Origin of the sequence: Rhodococcus sp. JG-3 (assembly GCF_000482405.1) — a bacterium.
Classification (GTDB): Bacteria; Actinomycetota; Actinomycetes; order Mycobacteriales; family Mycobacteriaceae; genus Rhodococcoides; species Rhodococcoides fascians.
Window position 1 is genome coordinate 1,617,163 of record NZ_KI519398.1, and the last position, 18,911, is coordinate 1,636,073.

Sequence of the window (18,911 nt, forward strand, 5' to 3'; positions counted from 1 at the left end):
CCTTCTACGAAGGACTCGTACCGCGCCGCCGACGAACCGTCGGTCGGCGCGGTTCTTCTCTGCGGCGAAGCGTCGGGCGCAGTAGTTCCTCGGTGCGTGCCAGGATCCGGGGTCGACGCAGTGTTCGCGCACCCCACTCACCCAATGTGACGCCCGCAGCCAGGCCACAGCCGATGCCGAACGCCGCGAAGAGCGAGCTGATACCGAGCAGCAATTGGTCGTTGAGGATCGCGTACAGACCTCGGTAGAGCGAGAGACCGGGCAGCAACGGAGTGATTCCGGCGACGGCGACGATGAGCGGCGGAATGAGCGCTCGACGTGCGAGTAGACCGCCGGCGAATCCGACGACCGTGGCCGCGATGGCAGACGCGATGATCGGACCCACAGCCAACGTCTGCGACATCAAGTAGACGAGCGCACCCGCGAAGCCGCCCATGAACGCTGCCGTCAGTGCGCGCCGCTCGGCGTAGCAGGCGAGCGCGTAGAACAGTGACGCGGCCGCGCCGGCGAGGACCTTGGTGGGCACCTGTGTGATGTCCGGGGGAGGCAGGTTGCTGATCTGCGGCAGATCGCTCCCGATCAGGGCCGCCAGCCGCAGCGACGTGGCGACGCCGGCAATGATGCCGCCCGTCATCATCAACACTTCGAAGAATCTGGCCGACGCGGTGATCGGTGCTCCGGTGATCGCGTCCTGTACCGAGCCGACGAGCGAAAGCCCCGACAGCAGCACCGTCACCCCGGCACCGATGATCACCGATGGGGAGATGTCGATATTGAGCTGATCCTGAAAGTTGTACAGAGTGATCGCCGGCGTGGCAGCGACGAATCCGCCGACCACCTGCTGAAAGAAGAAGGGCAGTCCGGCGCGGTTGAGGATGCGGCCGATTCGGTCGATCACCATCGTCGTCAGGAAGCTGACGACCGCCACCAACGCGCCGCCGCCGAGCAACACACCGATCGCCGCCGCCATGCCGGCCCACGCGAAGGTCGCGATCCACCGGTTGTACGGGTGCGGGGCCGAGGTGATCTCGTCGAGGCGGTCACGCGCGATGCTCGCCGGGACCACCTTGACGCGCACCGAGCGAATAAGTCGGTCGACCGCGGCCAGCCGTGTGAAGTCCATCGAGCGGTAATGGACGATGCGCATCGTCGACGCCGGCGGCCGCGTCGGACCGCGATGTGCGCTCAGCGTGATCGAGTTGTACGTGACGTCGACATCGCATCGCGCGAGGCCGTACGTCGCGGCGATGAACTGCACCTGCGTCGCCGTATCTACCGCAGACGTGCCCGACGCCAACAACACCTCGCCGACACGAACGGCCAGCTCGAGGACCTCGGCGACCGTCGCGTCGTCCGTCAGATCGATAGGGCGAAGAGGTGACGGCGCGGCGGTCGGTGTATCGATGGTGGCCCGACGCTCACCGGTGAGACGGCTCAGCGAAGCCGTCAGGTCTTGCAGGAAAGTCATGACCGTCTTTACGTTGCTGGGGTGATCCACCGACAAGGTACCTGTTGTCGCTGAGCGTCCGTTGAACGGTATGCTTGGCTCGCTTCACTGCCTCCTTAGCTCAGCGGTAGAGCACTCGCCTTGTAAGCGAGCGGTCAACGGTTCAATCCCGTTAGGAGGCTCCATGAGACGGCTCTGACCAGCGAAAACGGTTGGGGCCGTCTCTTTTTGGCCTGTTTTCGCCGCTCGTTTCTTGCGCGAGCCCGGTTCGTCCACCTGGGGTTTATGTGTCTTGTGTGACCCGGGGTTTTGCCGGTTCGGCGGGTCGATTCGGCGTTCGGTGTCACAGAGTGTCACAACTCCTTGCTAACTCAGCGGTGAGCGTTCGGGTGGATGTAGGTGGATGCGTATGGACTGGGCAGGTGATGGCCGGGCCGAGGTGCAGTGTTGGAATCAGTGTCGGTTCTGTAGGGTTAAAGCCTACGTATTCGATACTGGATGGAGGTGTCCGTGACTACGAGCAATGTTCGACGCCGTCAGGCCGGGTTACCTCCCGAGTTTGCGCGACTTCCGATGCGGATGGTGCGGGCCGCGATGGCCGCCGATGTCTACGCGCACCCACGCGCCGAGCTCGCGCGCCTGATGGACTTGGGTCTGCTGCACCGGGTGGCGACGGGCTTCTACGTGGCGGTGCCAGACGACCGGGTCGGGACCGAGTGGATGCCTGGCTTTGAGGCTGCAGCGGCCGGTATCGCTGTCGCGGCGTACGGCCCCGATGACGCTGTTGTAATGGGGGTCAGTGCGGCGCGGCTGCACGGTGCGATTCCGCGGGCGTTGGCGACGGCGGTGGTGGCTGTGCCGACGCGCCACGATCCGATTCGGTTGGCGGATCGTCAGGCGGTGGTTCGGTTCGTCGTGCGCGACACGGCACGTCTGGATGCGGAGCGCGTCGATACCGAGTTGGGTGCGGTGTTGGTGACGACGCCCGAGCAAACGGTGTTGGATCTGGTGAAGCGTCCGGGTCTCGGTGACGCCGAGGGTGAGGTGTGGCCGGCGGTGGAGCAGTTGTATCGGCGGTGCGACGCAGAAGTGTTAGCCGAGATTGCTGGGGTTCAGAAGATGCGAACGACGTCGATGCGGTTGCGGGATCGGTTGGGGGAGCAGCGGTGAACCCCGATGAGCTGGACTCGGTGGCAACGCAATTCAGTGTCGCGCCTGCCGAGGTCGAGAAGGACTATTGCTGACGGTAAAATTATCGCAGTAACGCAGCACTTGATTCCGACGAACGCGCAACGGGCATGTACCACTCAGGACGTGTTTGCTGAGCCGTCATAGCAGGGGTCAACAGGTCGGGCAGTCCACCTGGCGATTTCTTCAGAAGTTCGGTGTTGCGCACGATCGGAATCAAATATTGACGGTCGGAAATGAGCCCACTATCATCCGGCTGGTGTGTCGCCGCCCTCTTGTCTCGTAGGCACAAGCTCTAAATTCGGAGCAACGTGCCGGATCCTCTCGATGATTGGGGCCACAGTCTGTTGGAGTTCCAGCCGTTCATTTGCTTCCTCGCGAACGCGCTTCAACTCTGCGTCGAGCCTTACTCCCTCAATTTCGTGGCGTGTGCGTTCGTTTCGGGCAGCTTGAGCGTTCGCTTCCGAGCGGGCGTGCTCCGTTTTGATTCGCGGAATCAAGGACGTCAGCTGTTCTACCTTCCCGTTAACCAAAGTCTTGCCTAGAAGAGAAAGAATTCCGAGGCCTCCGGTTGCACCCCCGCCGATTACCCAAGGCTTATATTGCTCTACCAGCTCGAGTATTAGTGACCCGGTTCCCACATAAGCGACCACCAAGGATGGGGGGTCTTGACTTGAATATGCCAGCCTAAAGCAAGCTTGGTACGCGGTATTGATGTCGGTTAGGAAGCGGCCTAGTGCATCGAGACTTTCGATGCCACCGGGGACTCGAATGATAAGCCCGCGGGCATTGCTGTTTGCTTCTGGGGCAGTATCCGCCTTTCCTGGCGGCCAGACCGCCGGGAGCACACTGATGTGACTGCCCGCGGCGAATAGATTTGGCGGCTCATCGCCCCACGGCCCCTCCGGTGCAACTAACCACCGTTGGGGCTCGCGGAAGTCAATCTCGATGCCCTGGCGCATCTTCGTCGACTTTATAGTTAGGAGTCCCCCGGCGAAGTCCATGTTACGAAACGAAACTCCATCCCTGAGCTGCGCAGTAGAGAAATTGACCAACGCACCCGGAAAGAGCGAAGCGGCACGAAGTGAAAGCGTGCTGTTGAAGGTAGCTCCTTCGAATAACGAGTACCCCGACAGAAAATCAGCCTCTTCAAACGATACGGCGGCGGCAAAGTAGGTTTTTGAAAAATTGATTTCGGACATGAGCTTTGAACTTCTAAAGATTGATTTGCTCTTGAAAGAAGCAGAATGAAATGAAGTTAAGCCTCCAGCGAAGGTGGCTCTATCAAAGTATGCTATGCCTTTAAAATTTACATTATCGAAGAGCGTATAGTTACCCCGAAAGTCTGTGAAAGAAAAATTTGCGTCTTCCGTGAATGAGGCGTTAGTGAAGATGGCCGAACCGTCGAACGTTGCGCCGTCAAAAGTGGTCTCAGCGCCAAATACGCACCGGGAGAAGTCTGCGGTACCGAATGATGCACTAGTGAAGTTAAGTGCCAGTTTGGTCCAGCTTAAGTTGTCTTGGTGATTCCGGAGACGTGCCGCAATCTGACTCACAATCTCAGCTCGAACATGAAGTTCGCTGGCAGCCCCGTCTGCGATGGGAAGACGGAGGTAAGTGCATAGAATTGAGACACACTCACCGGCAAACTGGGGCCGCTCGCCCTTTAGCGCCTCATCTGCAAGGCGAGCTATGTCACGAACGGCACCGATCCGAACGATGGGTTCGCCATCGCCCATGCGCTGCACGTCTGCTTGAAGTTGTCTCGCCTCGGATTCGGCTCTAACGCGGTCCTTCTCGTGGGCTGACGCTTGAGTACTCAGTTGGTGCTGTTTCCCGATGAATCTCAGCCGCCGGCCGGTGGTTTGGGCATATAACCCAATCGCTGACAGCAAGAAGAAGAATACGGCAACGGCAGAAAGTGCAATCGGGACCGCGAGGGGTGCTGATGCAAATTGTGACCACGCGGCTACCCCAAGCAACGTACTTGCATAGCCGGCGCAGATCGCCGTCGTGAGGGTTGGCGTCCTGTGAAGAACAGGTGACGGCGTTGACGTAATTACGGTACCGCCGGTGTTTTCTTTTGCTCTGATGCCCAACATGCGTCCAGATTCCATATGCCATCTGACCACAAAGATAGACGTAAGGAAGCAGGACCCGCCGTTGGAACGCCTGGGGCAAGGTTGGTTCTGAAGACCGCATCGGCTGCAGGTGGGACCAGACGGAAGGTTCGGTTGAACCGAACTGTGACTGACTGTGCGAATTCACGACTATGATCTGCTAGATCTAACGGCAACATTCTGGTTGACCTCAAGCATCGACGTGAGAGCACAGGGGGCCGGTCTGCTGTCTGTAGTCACGTCGACTTTTGTTGGGCAACTAGCCTTTCTGCGCTCCGCTGCTTTGCGTGGGAGCCCGATATGTCCCTTATTTGGTCGGTTGGACGTCTACTTAGGGTCGTTCCGTACCGTCGTCGACGGATTGGTGAATGCCAGCCGGTGAACGCCACCTTTTACTAAGGCGAACTTAGTTCGCTCGAAACAGAACTTTGACGCCGTAACGACGCGTCCAGAACAATCACCTCGACTTTTCGTCTATCGTCACTAACCAATTCTGCGGCTGCAACGAGGCGTTCAAGCAGCATCGCTGCGGTTCCATGTCGCTTTGCCCGTCGCCTTCGTCCGTCATTGTTGTTCCAAGACTCAGGGTCGAACCAGATGGCGATGTAGATTCCGTGCGAGCTGTGTAGGTCCTTCATATAGCGATCAACGAGCTGAGTCTTGATCGAAGACTCGATGCCGCTGTTCCAACTTCCTTTGACCTCGACTGCAATGGTCAGCTGATCCGATTCGACAAACAACTCCGACGTTGTCCGCGGGTTCCCGTCGATTCTGATATCGGTCCGCTCACCCATGCCTGCGGTCGGCTGGCGACGAACCTGCACCTCGCGGTTGACGATTGCGCCGCGACCGCCGAGACGGTTCGTCAGTTCAGTGCGCAGATAGTCGGAGATCTCGTCTTCGGACTTCGGTCGTCGTGCAAACGTGTCCCACAGCAAAGGTGACGAGGGGGTGTCACCTTGAAGTACCCGCTGAATCGCACCGAGCGCGTCGAGCGTAGCCGCGAAGAGGTCGGCCTCGCTCCTGATGAGTCGCGATTGCCGGACCTGTGCGAGCTGTTCGAGGTCGGAGCTGGCAACGGGGGACCAGGTCAGGTCGCGGTGTATGCGGGTTGCGCGTCGGAGCACGTGGGTGAGCCACGTTAGCTGTGGTAGTTCCTGAATGGTTCGCCGGATAGCGTCGATCGACGTTTGGGTACCCCGCGATACGAGTGCGTCGAGGATTCCGTTTCGCCAGACTGCAAGAGATTCGCGAGGTCCTATGTAGTGCACTTCTTCGTCGTGCGGATCTTCCGACGGGGGAAAGTGTCGGCAGAGGAAGATATAGAGGTCAGCCAACGACTCGTCGTCGAGTGTAGGTATGTGTCGATCGTATTGGTGGCCGGCCTGAAGCAGTGCGGCTTCCATAGTGTCCGGGTCGTCGTTCATCAACTGGAACAGCAGAGTCCACGATTCCGCGGCGTCGTTCCAGAGCAGCCATGCTGCCGTGTACTGGGCGCGTTCGGGGTGTGAGGCCCGTGAGTGCGCTTCGAGCCACGAGTGAAGCAATGGTCTCGGGTGGTCGACACCCTTGACTTTGAATGCGTCCAGAAGGCTTGCGCGGGTATCCGGTTGCGTTGCAGTGTCAGCCAGGCGGTCGAGCAAAGCTATGGCTAACTCGTCATTCCACAGAAGGTCGAGTTCGTCTCGTAGAAACACCGGATGTCCGGATTCGATAGCACGCTCGACGACAACGAGAGCTGCGGAAGTGAGTTCCGGTCTTGCATGAGGGAGTGCGCGCCGGAGGAGTTCGCGCTTGTCATCGGATCGTGCTCCATTGACGGCTACCGTCCAGGCTACGAGGATGGGTGCCCATTCCACCCACACGGTGGACGAGAGCGCGTCGAGCTCGTCCGGCGCGAATCGCAGAAGCAAGATCAACGCTCGGTACCCCGCGAGTGCGGGATTATGCAGGAGGTCCTGAAGCAGCCAGTCGTCGGGTCTGCAGTGACCGTTGACGAGATACATCGGTGATGCCGTGACGAGATTTGCGCGTGTTTCGTCACCGAGTTCTTTCCACCGCGGGTGACGGGTGGGATCCGGTTCGAGCACATTGGCAGTCACGTCGGTTCCTGGTCTGGTGGTCAGGAGGAAGTGAGCGTGCCAGTAGGAGTCGGCGTTGCCTGTCCGCGCTTCTGACGCAAGTTCAGCGATGCGGGGGTTTATCCATGCTGCGTTGGCTTCGCGTTGAGCGTGGAGTCCGCGTCTTTCCGCAGTACGCTGCGCATACTCTCTAGACGCGGAGGCCTCGGCCGAGTCGGTGGCGACGGTTCCTCTCCAGTGTCGGAGCACTTCGGCAGCCGGCTCATCATCAGTGAGTTCCAGCACGACGTCGATGTGCTCGCGGTTGTACGGTGAGAACACGATGTGGATCGCCTGCGCCAGTGTCTCTTTCGATCGGCCGGTTGCCTCCTTGTGTTGAGCGATGAGCCAGGTCAAGTCACTTGGTCCGATGAGAGGGTGCTCGTGACTTCCCGGTGGATCGACGATGCTGAAGATTTGATCGTCGGTGGCATCCTCGAGCAAAGCGAGTGCCAAGACCAGACGATTCTCGTCCGATACTTGTGAGCCTGCATCAAAACTGTCCTCTGGGAACAGAGTTTCGTAGTTGTCGGCGCGGGCGTAGGCGATTGCTTTGAGCGCTGTTACCGCATATGGATTCGGGACGCTGCGGACGGCTAAAGCGACGATGGAGTCGACGAGCAGACTGATTCGGGGGTCGTCGTATTTCGACGCATTGTCGATGAGCCACGCGCACGCGGGTTCGAGGTCTGCGGAGCCTAGGGAGTCTGCGAGGTCGCTGATGAAACTGGAATAGAGATCGATCGCGTTGCGGGGGCCTCGTGGTGCCAGAGTCGCGAAAACGTCGGCCGTCGAGAGTGCGTGCGGCCAGGAAGCCAGTAGGGCGGCACCGAGTAGTTCACGGGAAACATCGTCAACGCTGCCAGGTGCGCCGTCCAGCGATCTGATGAGAGGGAGAAGGTCATCGCGCGGGTTGTCTAGCGCTAGCTCGTGGGTACCGACCGCCGCGGCCACGCGCAGCTGTTCGTTTTCCGTTGTGTCGAGGGCGATCTTGACCAGCTCCGACACCAGTTCCGAAATGCGGCAATGCCGGGCGATATCGATAGCGAGTTGCCGCACCTCGACATCATGGTCGGCCAGTGCAGGTCGTAGTTGCCCGGGCAGCGACGCGTGTCGCACATTGGACAGGTTTCGCTGGTAGTCGTGGAATAGATTGCCGACCTTGGCTTCTGCAAGGAGTTCGTTCACCACGAGTGACCGAGCGTCATCGTTGGGTAGGTCGACATTGAGGAGAAACGCTTCGGGATCGGCTGGAATCAGCCAGTCGGCCTGGCGAGGGTCCAGCGAAACCACCCAGGCTGCGACTTGTTGGATGCGGGGGTGGATCTTGCCGTCTGCCGCGAGCAGTAGGGACCGTTGTTGGTGTTCGTCTAGGTTGCCCCTTACGATCCACCGCGCCGCGAGGTAGTCCCCAAATGTGCTGTGCGCCCACGTGAGTCTGCCCAGACCGGCTCCGCTGAAGATGCCTGTGCTCAGGGTGTCTGAAATCGCTGAGGGTGGGGCGGCGGTTTGCGTTGCGATGTGGTCTGCGGTGAGGTCGTTGGGTTCGGCGTCGACCAGGGCCCCTGTCCAAACCGTGGGGTACCCCCCGAATATCGAATAAGCCGCGATGCCCGAGGCAATGTTGAGTCTCTCGGTCGATGTGGATGTGGGTGTCGTCGACGCGTCGCGCCGCGAGGCGTTCATCTCCTCGCTCAGCGCTGTTAATCCGGTCTCGTAGAGGTCGGTCGCTCGGTCGGGGAGTGCTCCGTTCTTCTCGTATGTCTTGGTCAGCAGGCGCAACGTGAGGGGCCGTGCCGCCAGCGGTACGACGTGTCTGCGCTCAACCGCGTTCAAGAATGGTTCGGGGTCGACCGTGGTCGGGAGAAGAGCGGGCACGTCTTCGCGGCGGAGTGGAAGTAGTTCGTAGGTGTGCACCAATGGGAAGAGTTCGTCGAGCGATGTTGCGAGGGACGTGGGCCATTCTGCTGTGCGACAGACGATCCGCAGTATCAACCGTGTTCGGTCCCACTCACTGAGGGAGCCGACCAGTAACGTGTGCAATGTGGGTATGCGGGTGTGTGCTTCGTCGAAACTGTCCAATGTGAGGCACAGGGTGTCTGCGCTGGCGAGCCAGTCGTCGATCTCCGAGCTTTCGAGAACTCTGTGGAGGACACGCTCTTCGGTGGAATAGCCGGCGAGGTCGACAGTCATGTGCCTTGCTACGGTTGATGATTCAGCGGTGAGCGGGGTATGGGGTTGCAACGTTGTGGTCTTACCGATGCCTGGTTCGCCGAGCAGTACCAAACATCGATGCGCCGCGAGTTCTTTGATCATGACGGCGTCGGAGCTGACAGTGAAGAGAGAGTTGTGGGTGAAGTGCTGCAACCACCCTTCGGGGCTGACGGTGTAGATCGTCCCTGCGGGTACCCAGAACCTATCTATGGGCCGTCGGGGTGTGTCCGCCTCAAGCGTCATAAAGGTCACCCGAGACGTTCGGAATATCGTTGCTTACCTGCCCATTGCAAAACCGGTGTGCCCCCAGAGGTCTTTCGGTGAACTCGTCGAATTCCTGCCACGGAAAGCCTCGAGTTGGCAGTATCCGCTCGCCGCCCGGAACTACAGTGGGCGTTGCGGAGCTCACGTACTGCTTCCGAGCATGATTCGCATGCATGAAGTATCGCATTGGGCTCCGACAGTAGCCTGCATGTTCCGTGGTGGAGTTTCGAAGCGTGTACTTCAGTGGTGTCTGGTGGGGTTATTCGGGACGCGCTCCCCAGGGGGACAACCGAGGTGTATCACGACGGGGTTAGTCTCAGTCATGCCATCAGAACAGGCGGACGAAAAGCCCAAGCAACCGCCACCCCCGGCCACCTCGGCGGGTGGAGGGCTCGGTGCAAAGCTCGGCGATCGCTACGAGCAGTACTGGACCGTTCTCCGTGGCGTCATTCCCATCCTCCGCGGTACCTACTCGTCATTGCGGATCGAGCCGCCCGACGGTCTCCCCTTCGAGTTCGAGCTGACCGGACACCACTCTGGAGATGTCGACGAGGCGCACCAATGCAAACGTTCGCATAGCTCCAGCTGGACCATTTCCGCTCTGAAGAAGGAAGGCTTTCTCGGCGGTCTGGACCAATGGACTTCTCAAGGAAAGCGCGCGGTGTTCGTTTCCGAACAAACATCAATTATGCGTGGCCTTGAGCAAAAAGCCAAACGAATGTCACTGGATGAGCTGCCGGCCGACTTAAGCAGACCAGAAAGTGCCGCCCACTCGGAGCTGATGACAATATGGGGTGTCGACGAGGCCGAACTTCACAAGCGCTTGCAACTTATTTCGTTCGATGTGGCAAGTGAAAACACTGCGCATTACAGCGCAACCGAGATTCTCAACTCGATGTTCGAGGGTGACCCCAACTCTGCCCTGGCGGTGATCAGCCAGTACCTGGTAGACACAGCTCCACGGCCAGTGACGGCCGCCGCGCTACGAAGCCACCTGAACGACCGAGGCCACCGAGGAATCCATGGTGTTGACAGTGACCTCTCGGTCACAGTTAGGCAGACCTCCGACCGCTATACGCGTCGCGTCGACAAATCTCGCCCGGCCGCACTGCCAGCGATCGATCGCACACAGGCGCGGGAAATAGTAGATCTCATAGTGGATCGAGAGGGTCCGTCCACCATTGTCGTCACTGGTGCACCCGGGGCCGGCAAATCGCACATATTGGGCCAGGTGGTTCGCGGGCTGGAGGAACGAGACTGCGTGGTGGGAGTTGTACGACTGGACGTGGCCCAGCCAACCGAGACGGCCGACGGGCTAGGAAGGCAGAACGGAATAGACTTCGGCGGGTCTCCAGCTCGTGTCATTTCGCGCGCACGAGCAATCGGAACCGGCGTACTTGTCGTAGACCAAGCAGATTCCGCATCGACCCTATCCGGCAGAGGTACGGCAATCCGCGCCGCATTGCAAGATCTCCTCGAGCAGGCCCGCGCGTCGATAGGTCTGCGAATAATCATCGCGTGTCGTAGCGAGGACCTCAAATTCGACCGCCAGTTGCGTACGGTTTTGGGAGTGGCAGCAGAAAAATCAGACGCCGAGAACTCTCAGTGCGCTGAAATAGTAGTCGGGGATCTGACGGAGGCCGACGTCAGTTCGGCGCTCACTACGTTGGGGCTATCGGTGTCGAACCTTGACCCGAAATTGTCTGCTCTCCTTCTAAGCCCGCTCAATCTCGCGCTATTTGTGTCGCTATACGAAGATGGCACACAAACAGGCACCGACTCGTTGCTCGCCGTTAGGTCACGGATTGCGTTGCTCGATCGGTATCACCAGGTCAAAGGACGAGCTCTCGCCGAGGAACTCGGCACCGACGGATATGCCACGATCACGATGGAGATCGCGGCCATGATGACGGATTTGGGAACCCTCGCGGTCCCAGCTGTCCGGTTTTCCGGACGCCGAAACACCATCGATCGATTAATCCACTACGGAGTAATCATCAACGACGGCAACGTTCTTCGGTTCTTTCACGAGTCCTACTTCGACTATGTTTCGGCGATCGTATCGCTCAACGTCGGGCAGTCCGCCGCGGACATGCTCGCCACCGGACCGCAGACCCTCCTCAGACGCGGCCAAGTCCGCGCCCTGCTGACGATCGAACGCGACCAGGACCCATCGAGCTATCAAGCCGACCTTGCAAAAGTACTGAGCAGAGAAAACAGGTCGCACATTCGGGCTGCGGTCCTGTCGATGCTCACCTCGTTAGAGTCGGTTAGCAACGACGAACTCAAACTTGTGCTCGCGATCGCGGCCGACAATGACGACAAGCTGCGCGATATAGCGATGACTTATATCACCTCACCACCTTACGTCGCTGCACTAGCCGGAAACGGGTTGTTGGTTCACGCAGCAGCTCAATACTGCGGCGACGAGACCTCTTCCTCGCCCTTGTCGCCAATGGTTCAACTCCTCCACGGCCTTCGACCCGAACAGTTGCTTTACATACTGTATGAGGCGGCACGAACACGACCGGACGAGGCGGCACGCGCTGCACTGCCAATCGCACATCTGACCGATCGCATAACCGACTGGCTGGGCGCAATGGTGCGGCTTGTCATGCTCACTGGACCGACCGATTCCGGCACGAACGTACTCGAGCTGTACGAAACCGTCATAGACGCTGTCATCGATGCCTTCGATGACGCTTCTCGAGAATCGCCCGGAGACACTGAAAGTCCACCGCGGATTGGTGTCGATAGTTTGTTGAACTTTATATTCGATCACGGCCTGATTGCCGTAAGCGGACTCATCCGAAACGCGCCGCAGATTGGGCCCGCCGCGCTTGCGGTCTGTCTCCGCGCTGCCCGACACATCTGCGATGCCACGGGGATCGGTGGGTCCATACTGGGCCGTAAGGGCCCGTTCGGTCGGCGCGCGGACTCCATTGAGTTTGCTCAGTGCGCAAGCGCCGCACCACTACAATTCATCGAGTCGCTCGACCAGACGATTCTCGAGGAACTGCGTCGGACCGTAACCGATCGACGCTGGATACCGTTGCAGTCAAGTATGAATCCCGACGACGGCTTCCTTGACAGTCTGTCGGTCCACGGACAGCGCTCCCTCCGCGGCGGCCTATTTGACGCATTCGCTGATAGCGTGCGCACTGTCGCACAATCTGCTCCAGAATCGCTCATCGCTCCTTTGGCTCTGTTCGAATCCTCAGATTTACTCGCCGCGCAGGAAGTTGTCGCAGCGGCATACAGTCACGCCACCGGGCCGCTGATTGACAAGGCGGTCGATTGGATCCTCGACCCGCGCACCAGGGGCCTCGCGCAAGGTTGGTCCAGCGGCTGGGCGTGGGGTGCTGCAGTCGCACGAATTGCCACGGTTGGAAGCGACGAGCAGCGCAGCCGCGTCTTAAGCGTCGTAAGGGGCGCTTACGGCATCGGTGTCTTGTCGACGACGGGCCCAGCGCCGGACTCGCGCCTGGAGTATGAGGAACACGCAGTTCTGGCGCTGCTGGGTAGGGCTATGACAGCCCAGTTACCGGACGACCTCCGCACGAGACTGGCTGAACTGAACGATAAGAACGGCCAGCAGCCACTGGAGCCCACGCTAGGATTCGCCGTTTTCTCTCCGTCGGTCGTAGAACCAGCCGATCCGATAGACCTTGACGATGAACGTTGGCTCAAACTAGTCGACGAAGTATCGGCCCTCGATGACGACGCCGACGACGTAGACCGCGTGAGGCGTGGTCTCCACACCGCTGCCGCGACAGAGATGGCCCGTTTCAGTCGGCTCCTCGCGGAATTTCCCGCAACCGCGCCGACCTGCCTGGTGATCGGCGTACTTCGTGGGCTGACCGACGCGGCGAAGGTCGGTGAACACGCCGACGGAATCAGCATCTACGATGCTGTCCGATCCGCATTCACACGGCCGGTCGACTCGGATCTCGACGTTTGCATCACTCAACTCATCCAATCAGTCGCACACCATCAAGACCTGCCACAGGACATCATTCTCATGCTCGACGCGATCTGTAACATCGACCGTCATCCGGCCGTTTCAGAACCGCAGCCGGACGAAGGCGTCGCGACCCAAGGACTTCAAAAGCCAAGAGGCGCTGCGGTTCTCGCTATCGCAGAAGTCTTGATCCCAACCGGCACTCGGCCGCAGAGGCTGGCGATCTTGACCCCTACCCTCCACCGAATAGTCGAAGATCCTTCCGAACGGGTCCGCGTCTGGCTCCCACAGGCGCTCAGACCTGTCCACATGCAGGACGCCGCGCTGGCAACGGAACTCTTGAGAAGTTGGCTCTCTGTCGCAACACCTCACGGACTAAGGGCACCTGCACTCGATCACCTGATATTTCAAATCGCAACGACGCATCCAGCACTGACAGTCACTGTTCTCAAGGCATTGACTTCGTCCCCGCTACCGGACAATTGGGCGTATGCGGCCCGATTGATCACACTTCTCGAGGTCCGCGGTATGGATCTGCAGGAGTCCGGCTCTCAGGCCCTGCTAGGTACAGCCCTCGAGACGATCGAGGGGCGCACAGGAGTTGCTGACTTCCTTACGCAGTTGGTCGACGAACTGCCGCAGTGCACCGTCGTCCCAGATTCTTCTCCGTGTGCAGACCTCGGCCTTCTTGTGACACTAATGAATGACCCGGTTGAGGTGGTCCGAGAACAGACTCAGTTCCTGGGCAACTATCTGCCTGAGTCCTTGGAACCCTTTGCGGCCCTTCTCGACAGGGTGGGTATGACGACAGTGTTCAAGGAGCACCCAGGCCCGCTCTTTTCGGCTCTGTCGGATCGCCTCAACGAGATCCCTTCTACCGCACTAGGTCTTTGTGAGAAGTGGACAGCAGACTGGTGCGATACGGCAGGCAATTTCAGTACTTCGGAGGCGGCTGACGCCTACAGTGTCATCGACACGGTGTTGTCGGTCTACGCGCGTGTGCCGGCCGGATCAAGCGATCGTGACCGATGCCTAGATATCCTTGATCGGTTCGTCGAGTCCGGAGCCGGCGGTGCTAGCTCCAAAGCAGACGATGTCCTGTGAGAAAACTTGACACCCTTGGATGGGAGTCTGCCGCCCGCCGGATCCGTCCCGGACTGGAGGTTGGGTCAAGCCACGGAGATTTTACTGAGGCGGAGTTCAAGCCGTCTCCGATCAGTCGGCGGATTCCTCACTACACGCGATCCATTGCTTGCTCGTCGCTTTCAGCTCGAATGCGTTGGGTCGAACGGTGGCGCTCGTCCATCGATTGAGTCCAGCAGATCTCGCTCGTACGTCGATGCGAGGTACCGGCTTCGCTCGCGAAGTCACCTTCAATCCTCTGCATCTCAAGCACAGCTGCACCTGCATTTCAACAATGGAATTCGTACTTCAAGCCGTACGCCAGTGTGTCCTTGAGCGGATGACATCCAAAGTCGTCCGTGGAGTGAACTCGGTCGTGTTCGGCCGTTGGGCGCAAGAGCGGTTGTTGCCAGAGCATCGAACTTTGGTCGACAAGCGCGATTCTGAAGGCTTAGTGCGAGCCTGAACGTCAGTCTCTACGGTTAACCCAAACCTCTTATCGTTTCGGTGCCTAACTAGACGGTTAGACGCTCAGCTTGGTAGACCTAGGTCGAACCTCGCGGCCGACAAAAATGCCTCCCTATGTGAAATTAGTTCTTCAAATTCTTCACCAAGTCGGTCAGAGTAACTCAGAATGGCCTTCTCGTCGGGTGCCGTTTCATTCATGGCCTGGCTCACCATGGATAACGCGAATTGTGCGTCCGACGCATCTTTGACGATGTTGGTCGTTTGAGTGTTCGTTTCCGTAGATCCAAGGAGTGCGATGTTCGCACCGCACTGCTCGATTGATGACACGGCCGCTACGAAACTCAGAAAATTTGTAGCGAAACTCCTTCCGTAGACTGACGAAATTGCTGGGTCAAGGTCACCGCCCAAGAGGTAACTAGCTTCAATCGCAGCATCGTAAGCTACCAAGAAGTCAGAATACGCCTCTTTCTGTTGGGTTCTCTGAAACTGCAGTGCGCTTTGCTCGGCAGACGATTGGGACTGCTCGGATGTTGCGTTGTATGCCACCAAGGATCCGCCGATGGTTGCCGCCAACGCGATGAGCGCACCGATCAGTAGTGCTGCGTTCTTCTTGAGCCATCCATCGTTGTGACCTGGTAGGGCTGGTAAGGGCGGCAATGCCGGTAGCGGGGGAACCGGAGGTATGCGAGGTGGTGGCATGGCGGGGATGCTAGCAGCGGATGCCCGGCACACTGTCGCATCCGGAGCGCGAGGATCACGTCACGACGTGGACGATGTCGCATCGGGTTGTAACCAACACGAGAAGCGAGCGTGCCTGCCGGGTTGGGCACGACGGCACCCAGTAGACATATTCATTTGCCTATCGAAGCAGGCGCTCTGTTGGACGAGCGTGCACGGACTGCGGACCGGGTGCTTTGTGTTCTGGAGGGTGTCCCCATGGCGTTGGTGGACCTGTTCGGGGCCTGGGGAATCTCGTGACCACTGATAGGTCGACGCTTGCCGATCGGGTCGGTCGGCACCATGGAAGACAATTCGCAAATCTTGAGACGATGCGTTGACTTGTGAGTACTCTCCAGCCATCCGAACTAAGGAGTGTCATGAGCAATCGTCATGTTCTCGAGCTTCGTATTCACGGTGTCAACAACACTAAACCTCAGAATGCTCTAGATGTTTCAGACGATTCTGTCGAGATGACAGTGGGCGACTCATTGGGAAGCTTTTGGAAAGTCACGGAAGCTTTTCGTGAGAGTATCGAACCACATGAACGGGGCTACATTCGCCAGGGAATCGAGCGTGAGGCCTATTCGTGGGGAGGCATGGCCCGGATTTCGCTTGGGAGTGACAAAGGAACAATCGGCAAGACTGTAGGCGGCGCTGCACGGGTGGGCTGGGCGCTACTTCTCCCATTCGGGCTCGTCAACGTCGCGTACTGGAGTCGTCGTCTCGACGACTCGGCCGACAGCACCAGGCAAGAACACCCCCAAGGAAAAACAGAGGGTGCAGCCCCGAAAACGGGGTGGCGGTCTGCGCCTGGGGCAGCGACCCTTCGGGTGGCCGGACTTCTGCTCACGTTGCTCATGGCAATGACGGCAGCGTCGATCGTTCTGGATCTCGTTGCGGTGCAATGCTACCCGAGCTCAGGGCAGCGGTGTAGCAATATTCCCTCGCAGTTGGATTTTCTCGAGCGGTGGCCGCAGTCGCGTAGGTTGGCCCTTCTCAGCTTGATCCCGATCCTAGGCATAGTGGCTCTCGGACTTCTCAGCGCACTCACCCGCACTCGGTATGAACAGTCTGAAATCAGTAGCGCGGGCCGATTCGACGCCGCCGAGGCTGCCCCCGAGCGCCCACTGCTCTCGACGAGAGGCTTTTGGTCACACCAAGCAATCACCAAAGTCACTGCACTTCATCACGTTGCTGCCACGGCGGCCCTCGTGACATTCTGCACGGCAGTACATATGGCATACGACGGGTCGACTCAGTGCGTGACCTTCGCTCAGTTCACCTCAATATCCTGCGTGCGGCTGCCCTTCGCACAGGCGGGGTTCCCGCGAACGCAAGCACTGGTCGCAACCACCGCGTTAATCGTGTTGGTTTGGATCGCAGTCAAAGTCGTAACTCGGACGGACAGGGCGGCAGATGTGCGCACGGCACCGAAACCTAAGTCCTTGAAGGCGAAATGGCTCGGCAGCGATTGGCTCCCGCTGGGCTTCGCCGCATTGATCACCATGACTCAGATATCCCTGCTCGCCGCCTTCGATAGGAATCCACAATCGAGTTCGATGCTGGGGATTTCGGCTGTCCCCACAGCACTCGCGGCCGGGCTGGTCGGGATCGCTCTTTCCGCGCTGTCGTGGAGGAAGCTGAGCCAGGCTTCGACTGCTGCGCGCTATCTCCTTGCGCTCAGCGGACCGGCGGTCGCCTTGGTGATCGTGGCGTCGGGGCACCCGTCACTACGAATGTGGCTACTTTGTGCAGCCGGCCTTCTAGGCGTTGTCTTCTTTGTCGCCGTGGTTCGCCGCGATCGCTTGCAGTCCTCATACGAGGCGTGGGGTGGGACTGCGCCAGGGGTGTTTCTGCTGCTCGCGCTCATGCTGGCGATGATGTTGTCGAGTGCTGTCAGCGTCGCCGCAGGCGATTTTCTCAACTCTGGGCCGTCCGCAGCCGCGCTGGTTGGAACAGGAACGTCTGACAGTGCAGCGCTAGCGATCGACCCGATATGTGTCGGAGAGTGCGTGGCTAACCAGCCCGAACAGGACGCTGTTCTCAGGGTACCCCGGCCGTACGTCTGGTTCGGTGCGACCGCCCCGTTCGTGGTTGTTGGAATGCTGATCGTTGGCGCGCTTGCTGCCGTCCGCACGTGGACCTGGGCGCCGCTCACCGGGCCCGGGTTGGAGCATTCTGACCGCAGTAGTTCGGCAAGCCGCTTCGCAGCGTTCAGCCACCGGGCCGAGCGGTACGTCGGTGCTCTCGCGATATTGGGGACTATCGCTCTCCTGCTTTCGCTGGCAGTTGCGGTGTCAGGGTTCAGTGGCCAAATCGCAGCGGACACGGCCTTCGAGCGATTCATCAACGGGTCTATGGGTTTCGTCGTCAATACCGGAATGTTCACTCTAGCGACCGTAGGACTTGCCGTGGTCGGTTTGGCTGCCGGCGGTTCCGTAGTTGGAGGAACCCGTCCGCTGGGCCTGGCGTGGGATTTGGTGTGCTTCTTGCCGCGTGCGGGTCATCCGCTTGCTCCGCCCTGCTACGCGGAACGCGTCGTGCCCGAGGTAATCTCGCGTTGCGAGAGCTGGCTCGCCACCGCCCCCGAGGCCACCTCCACTTCCGGAGGTAAAGAGTCTCAACCACCGCTTCGTACGGTGATATTGTCCGCCCACAGTTTGGGGTCCGTGATTGCAGTCGCGGTGATGTTATCCACCGAGTTCGATTCAGACCTCAAGAATCGGGTGTTTTTGCTGTCTTATGGTAGCCAACTACGTGCGTACTTCGGGCGATTGTTCCCAGAACTCCTCGGCCCAGACGTCCTTGGAACGCCACGGTGCCGAGCGAGCTCGCTCTGGTCACACGATCCATGGCAGTCGGAAATCGAATATTGCGAAGCGGACTCGACGTCCGATCCCGCTGACCTTGAGGGTCGGCTGGCCGACCAGGGGGAGCCCACGTCCGAGGAGCCCACGTCCGATCCTGTCAACCTTCAAGGTTGGCTGGCTAGTGAGGGGGCCAATCGATGGATCAATCTGTGGCGTCGTACAGACTATCTTGGGCTCCCTGTGTGGGGCTATGAGGATAAGGATAAACGGATCGACCGCGTCGCTGAGGACCTCGACCACACTGGATACCTGCGTTCTGTGCTCACTCACAGCAACTATCCTCGGACCAAGGCGTACGAGGTAGCGTTGGATGAGTTCACTAGTCTGCCTCGAAGACAACACTGAACCGACCAGTTCAGTGTTGCTCACGGGTCTCCGTCGATGAACAAATTCGGCAAGGCTTCTTCAGGTAAATCG

At 59.3% G+C, this 18,911-nt stretch carries 7 protein-coding genes and 1 tRNA gene; 4 read left to right on the forward strand and 4 right to left on the reverse strand.

Going from position 1 to position 18,911, the window contains the following annotated elements; genetic code table 11:
- Positions 1–4: 4 nt before the first annotated feature.
- Positions 5–1,468: a threonine/serine exporter family protein gene (locus K414_RS0109140; protein ID WP_027495673.1), complete on the reverse strand. Its 1,464-nt coding sequence runs from the start codon at positions 1,466–1,468 to the stop codon at positions 5–7.
- An 89-nt stretch (positions 1,469–1,557) separates the two neighbouring features.
- Here K414_RS0109140 and K414_RS0109145 point away from each other — a divergent pair.
- Both K414_RS0109145 and K414_RS26495 read left to right on the forward strand, forming a co-directional pair.
- A tRNA-Thr gene (locus K414_RS0109145) sits at positions 1,558–1,632 on the forward strand.
- Between the two features lie 325 nt (positions 1,633–1,957).
- Positions 1,958–2,617 carry a type IV toxin-antitoxin system AbiEi family antitoxin gene (locus K414_RS26495; protein ID WP_343294183.1) on the forward strand — a complete coding sequence of 220 codons (660 nt, stop codon included), beginning with the start codon at positions 1,958–1,960 and terminating at the stop codon, positions 2,615–2,617.
- 266 nt (positions 2,618–2,883) lie between these two features.
- On the opposite strand, the gene K414_RS28875 is transcribed toward K414_RS26495, so the two are convergent.
- Positions 2,884–4,737: a pentapeptide repeat-containing protein gene (locus K414_RS28875; RefSeq protein WP_152530391.1), complete on the reverse strand. Its 1,854-nt coding sequence runs from the start codon at positions 4,735–4,737 to the stop codon at positions 2,884–2,886.
- Positions 4,738–5,150: 413 nt separating this feature from the next.
- Entirely contained in the window at positions 5,151–9,068 is a 3,918-nt protein-coding gene (locus tag K414_RS0109160; protein WP_027495675.1) for a hypothetical protein, read from the reverse strand.
- Between the two features lie 607 nt (positions 9,069–9,675).
- Here K414_RS0109160 and K414_RS0109165 point away from each other — a divergent pair.
- A complete protein-coding gene (locus K414_RS0109165; protein ID WP_027495676.1) occupies positions 9,676–14,418 on the forward strand; it encodes an ATP-binding protein in 4,743 nt (1,580 codons plus the stop codon).
- 549 nt (positions 14,419–14,967) lie between these two features.
- Here the strand turns inward: K414_RS0109165 and K414_RS0109175 are convergent.
- The gene (locus tag K414_RS0109175) at positions 14,968–15,603 is read right to left on the reverse strand and encodes a hypothetical protein (RefSeq protein ID WP_152530392.1); all 636 of its coding nucleotides are present in this window, start codon (positions 15,601–15,603) and stop codon (positions 14,968–14,970) included.
- A gap of 398 nt (positions 15,604–16,001) precedes the next feature.
- Here K414_RS0109175 and K414_RS0109180 point away from each other — a divergent pair, with 398 nt between their 5' ends.
- Positions 16,002–18,839 (forward strand): hypothetical protein, encoded by a 2,838-nt coding sequence (locus K414_RS0109180; protein WP_152530393.1) that lies wholly within the window; start codon positions 16,002–16,004, stop codon positions 18,837–18,839.
- Positions 18,840–18,911 lie beyond the last annotated feature (72 nt).

Coding starts and splice junctions, on each gene's coding strand:
- K414_RS0109140 (WP_027495673.1), bottom strand. CDS start 1,468: ATGACTTTCCTGCAAGACCTGACGGCTTCGCTGAGCCGTCTCACCGGT.
- K414_RS28875 (WP_152530391.1), bottom strand. CDS start 4,737: ATGTTGGGCATCAGAGCAAAAGAAAACACCGGCGGTACCGTAATTACG.
- K414_RS0109160 (WP_027495675.1), bottom strand. CDS start 9,068: ATGACTGTCGACCTCGCCGGCTATTCCACCGAAGAGCGTGTCCTCCAC.
- K414_RS0109165 (WP_027495676.1), top strand. CDS start 9,676: ATGCCATCAGAACAGGCGGACGAAAAGCCCAAGCAACCGCCACCCCCG.
- K414_RS0109175 (WP_152530392.1), bottom strand. CDS start 15,603: ATGCCACCACCTCGCATACCTCCGGTTCCCCCGCTACCGGCATTGCCG.
- K414_RS0109180 (WP_152530393.1), top strand. CDS start 16,002: ATGAGCAATCGTCATGTTCTCGAGCTTCGTATTCACGGTGTCAACAAC.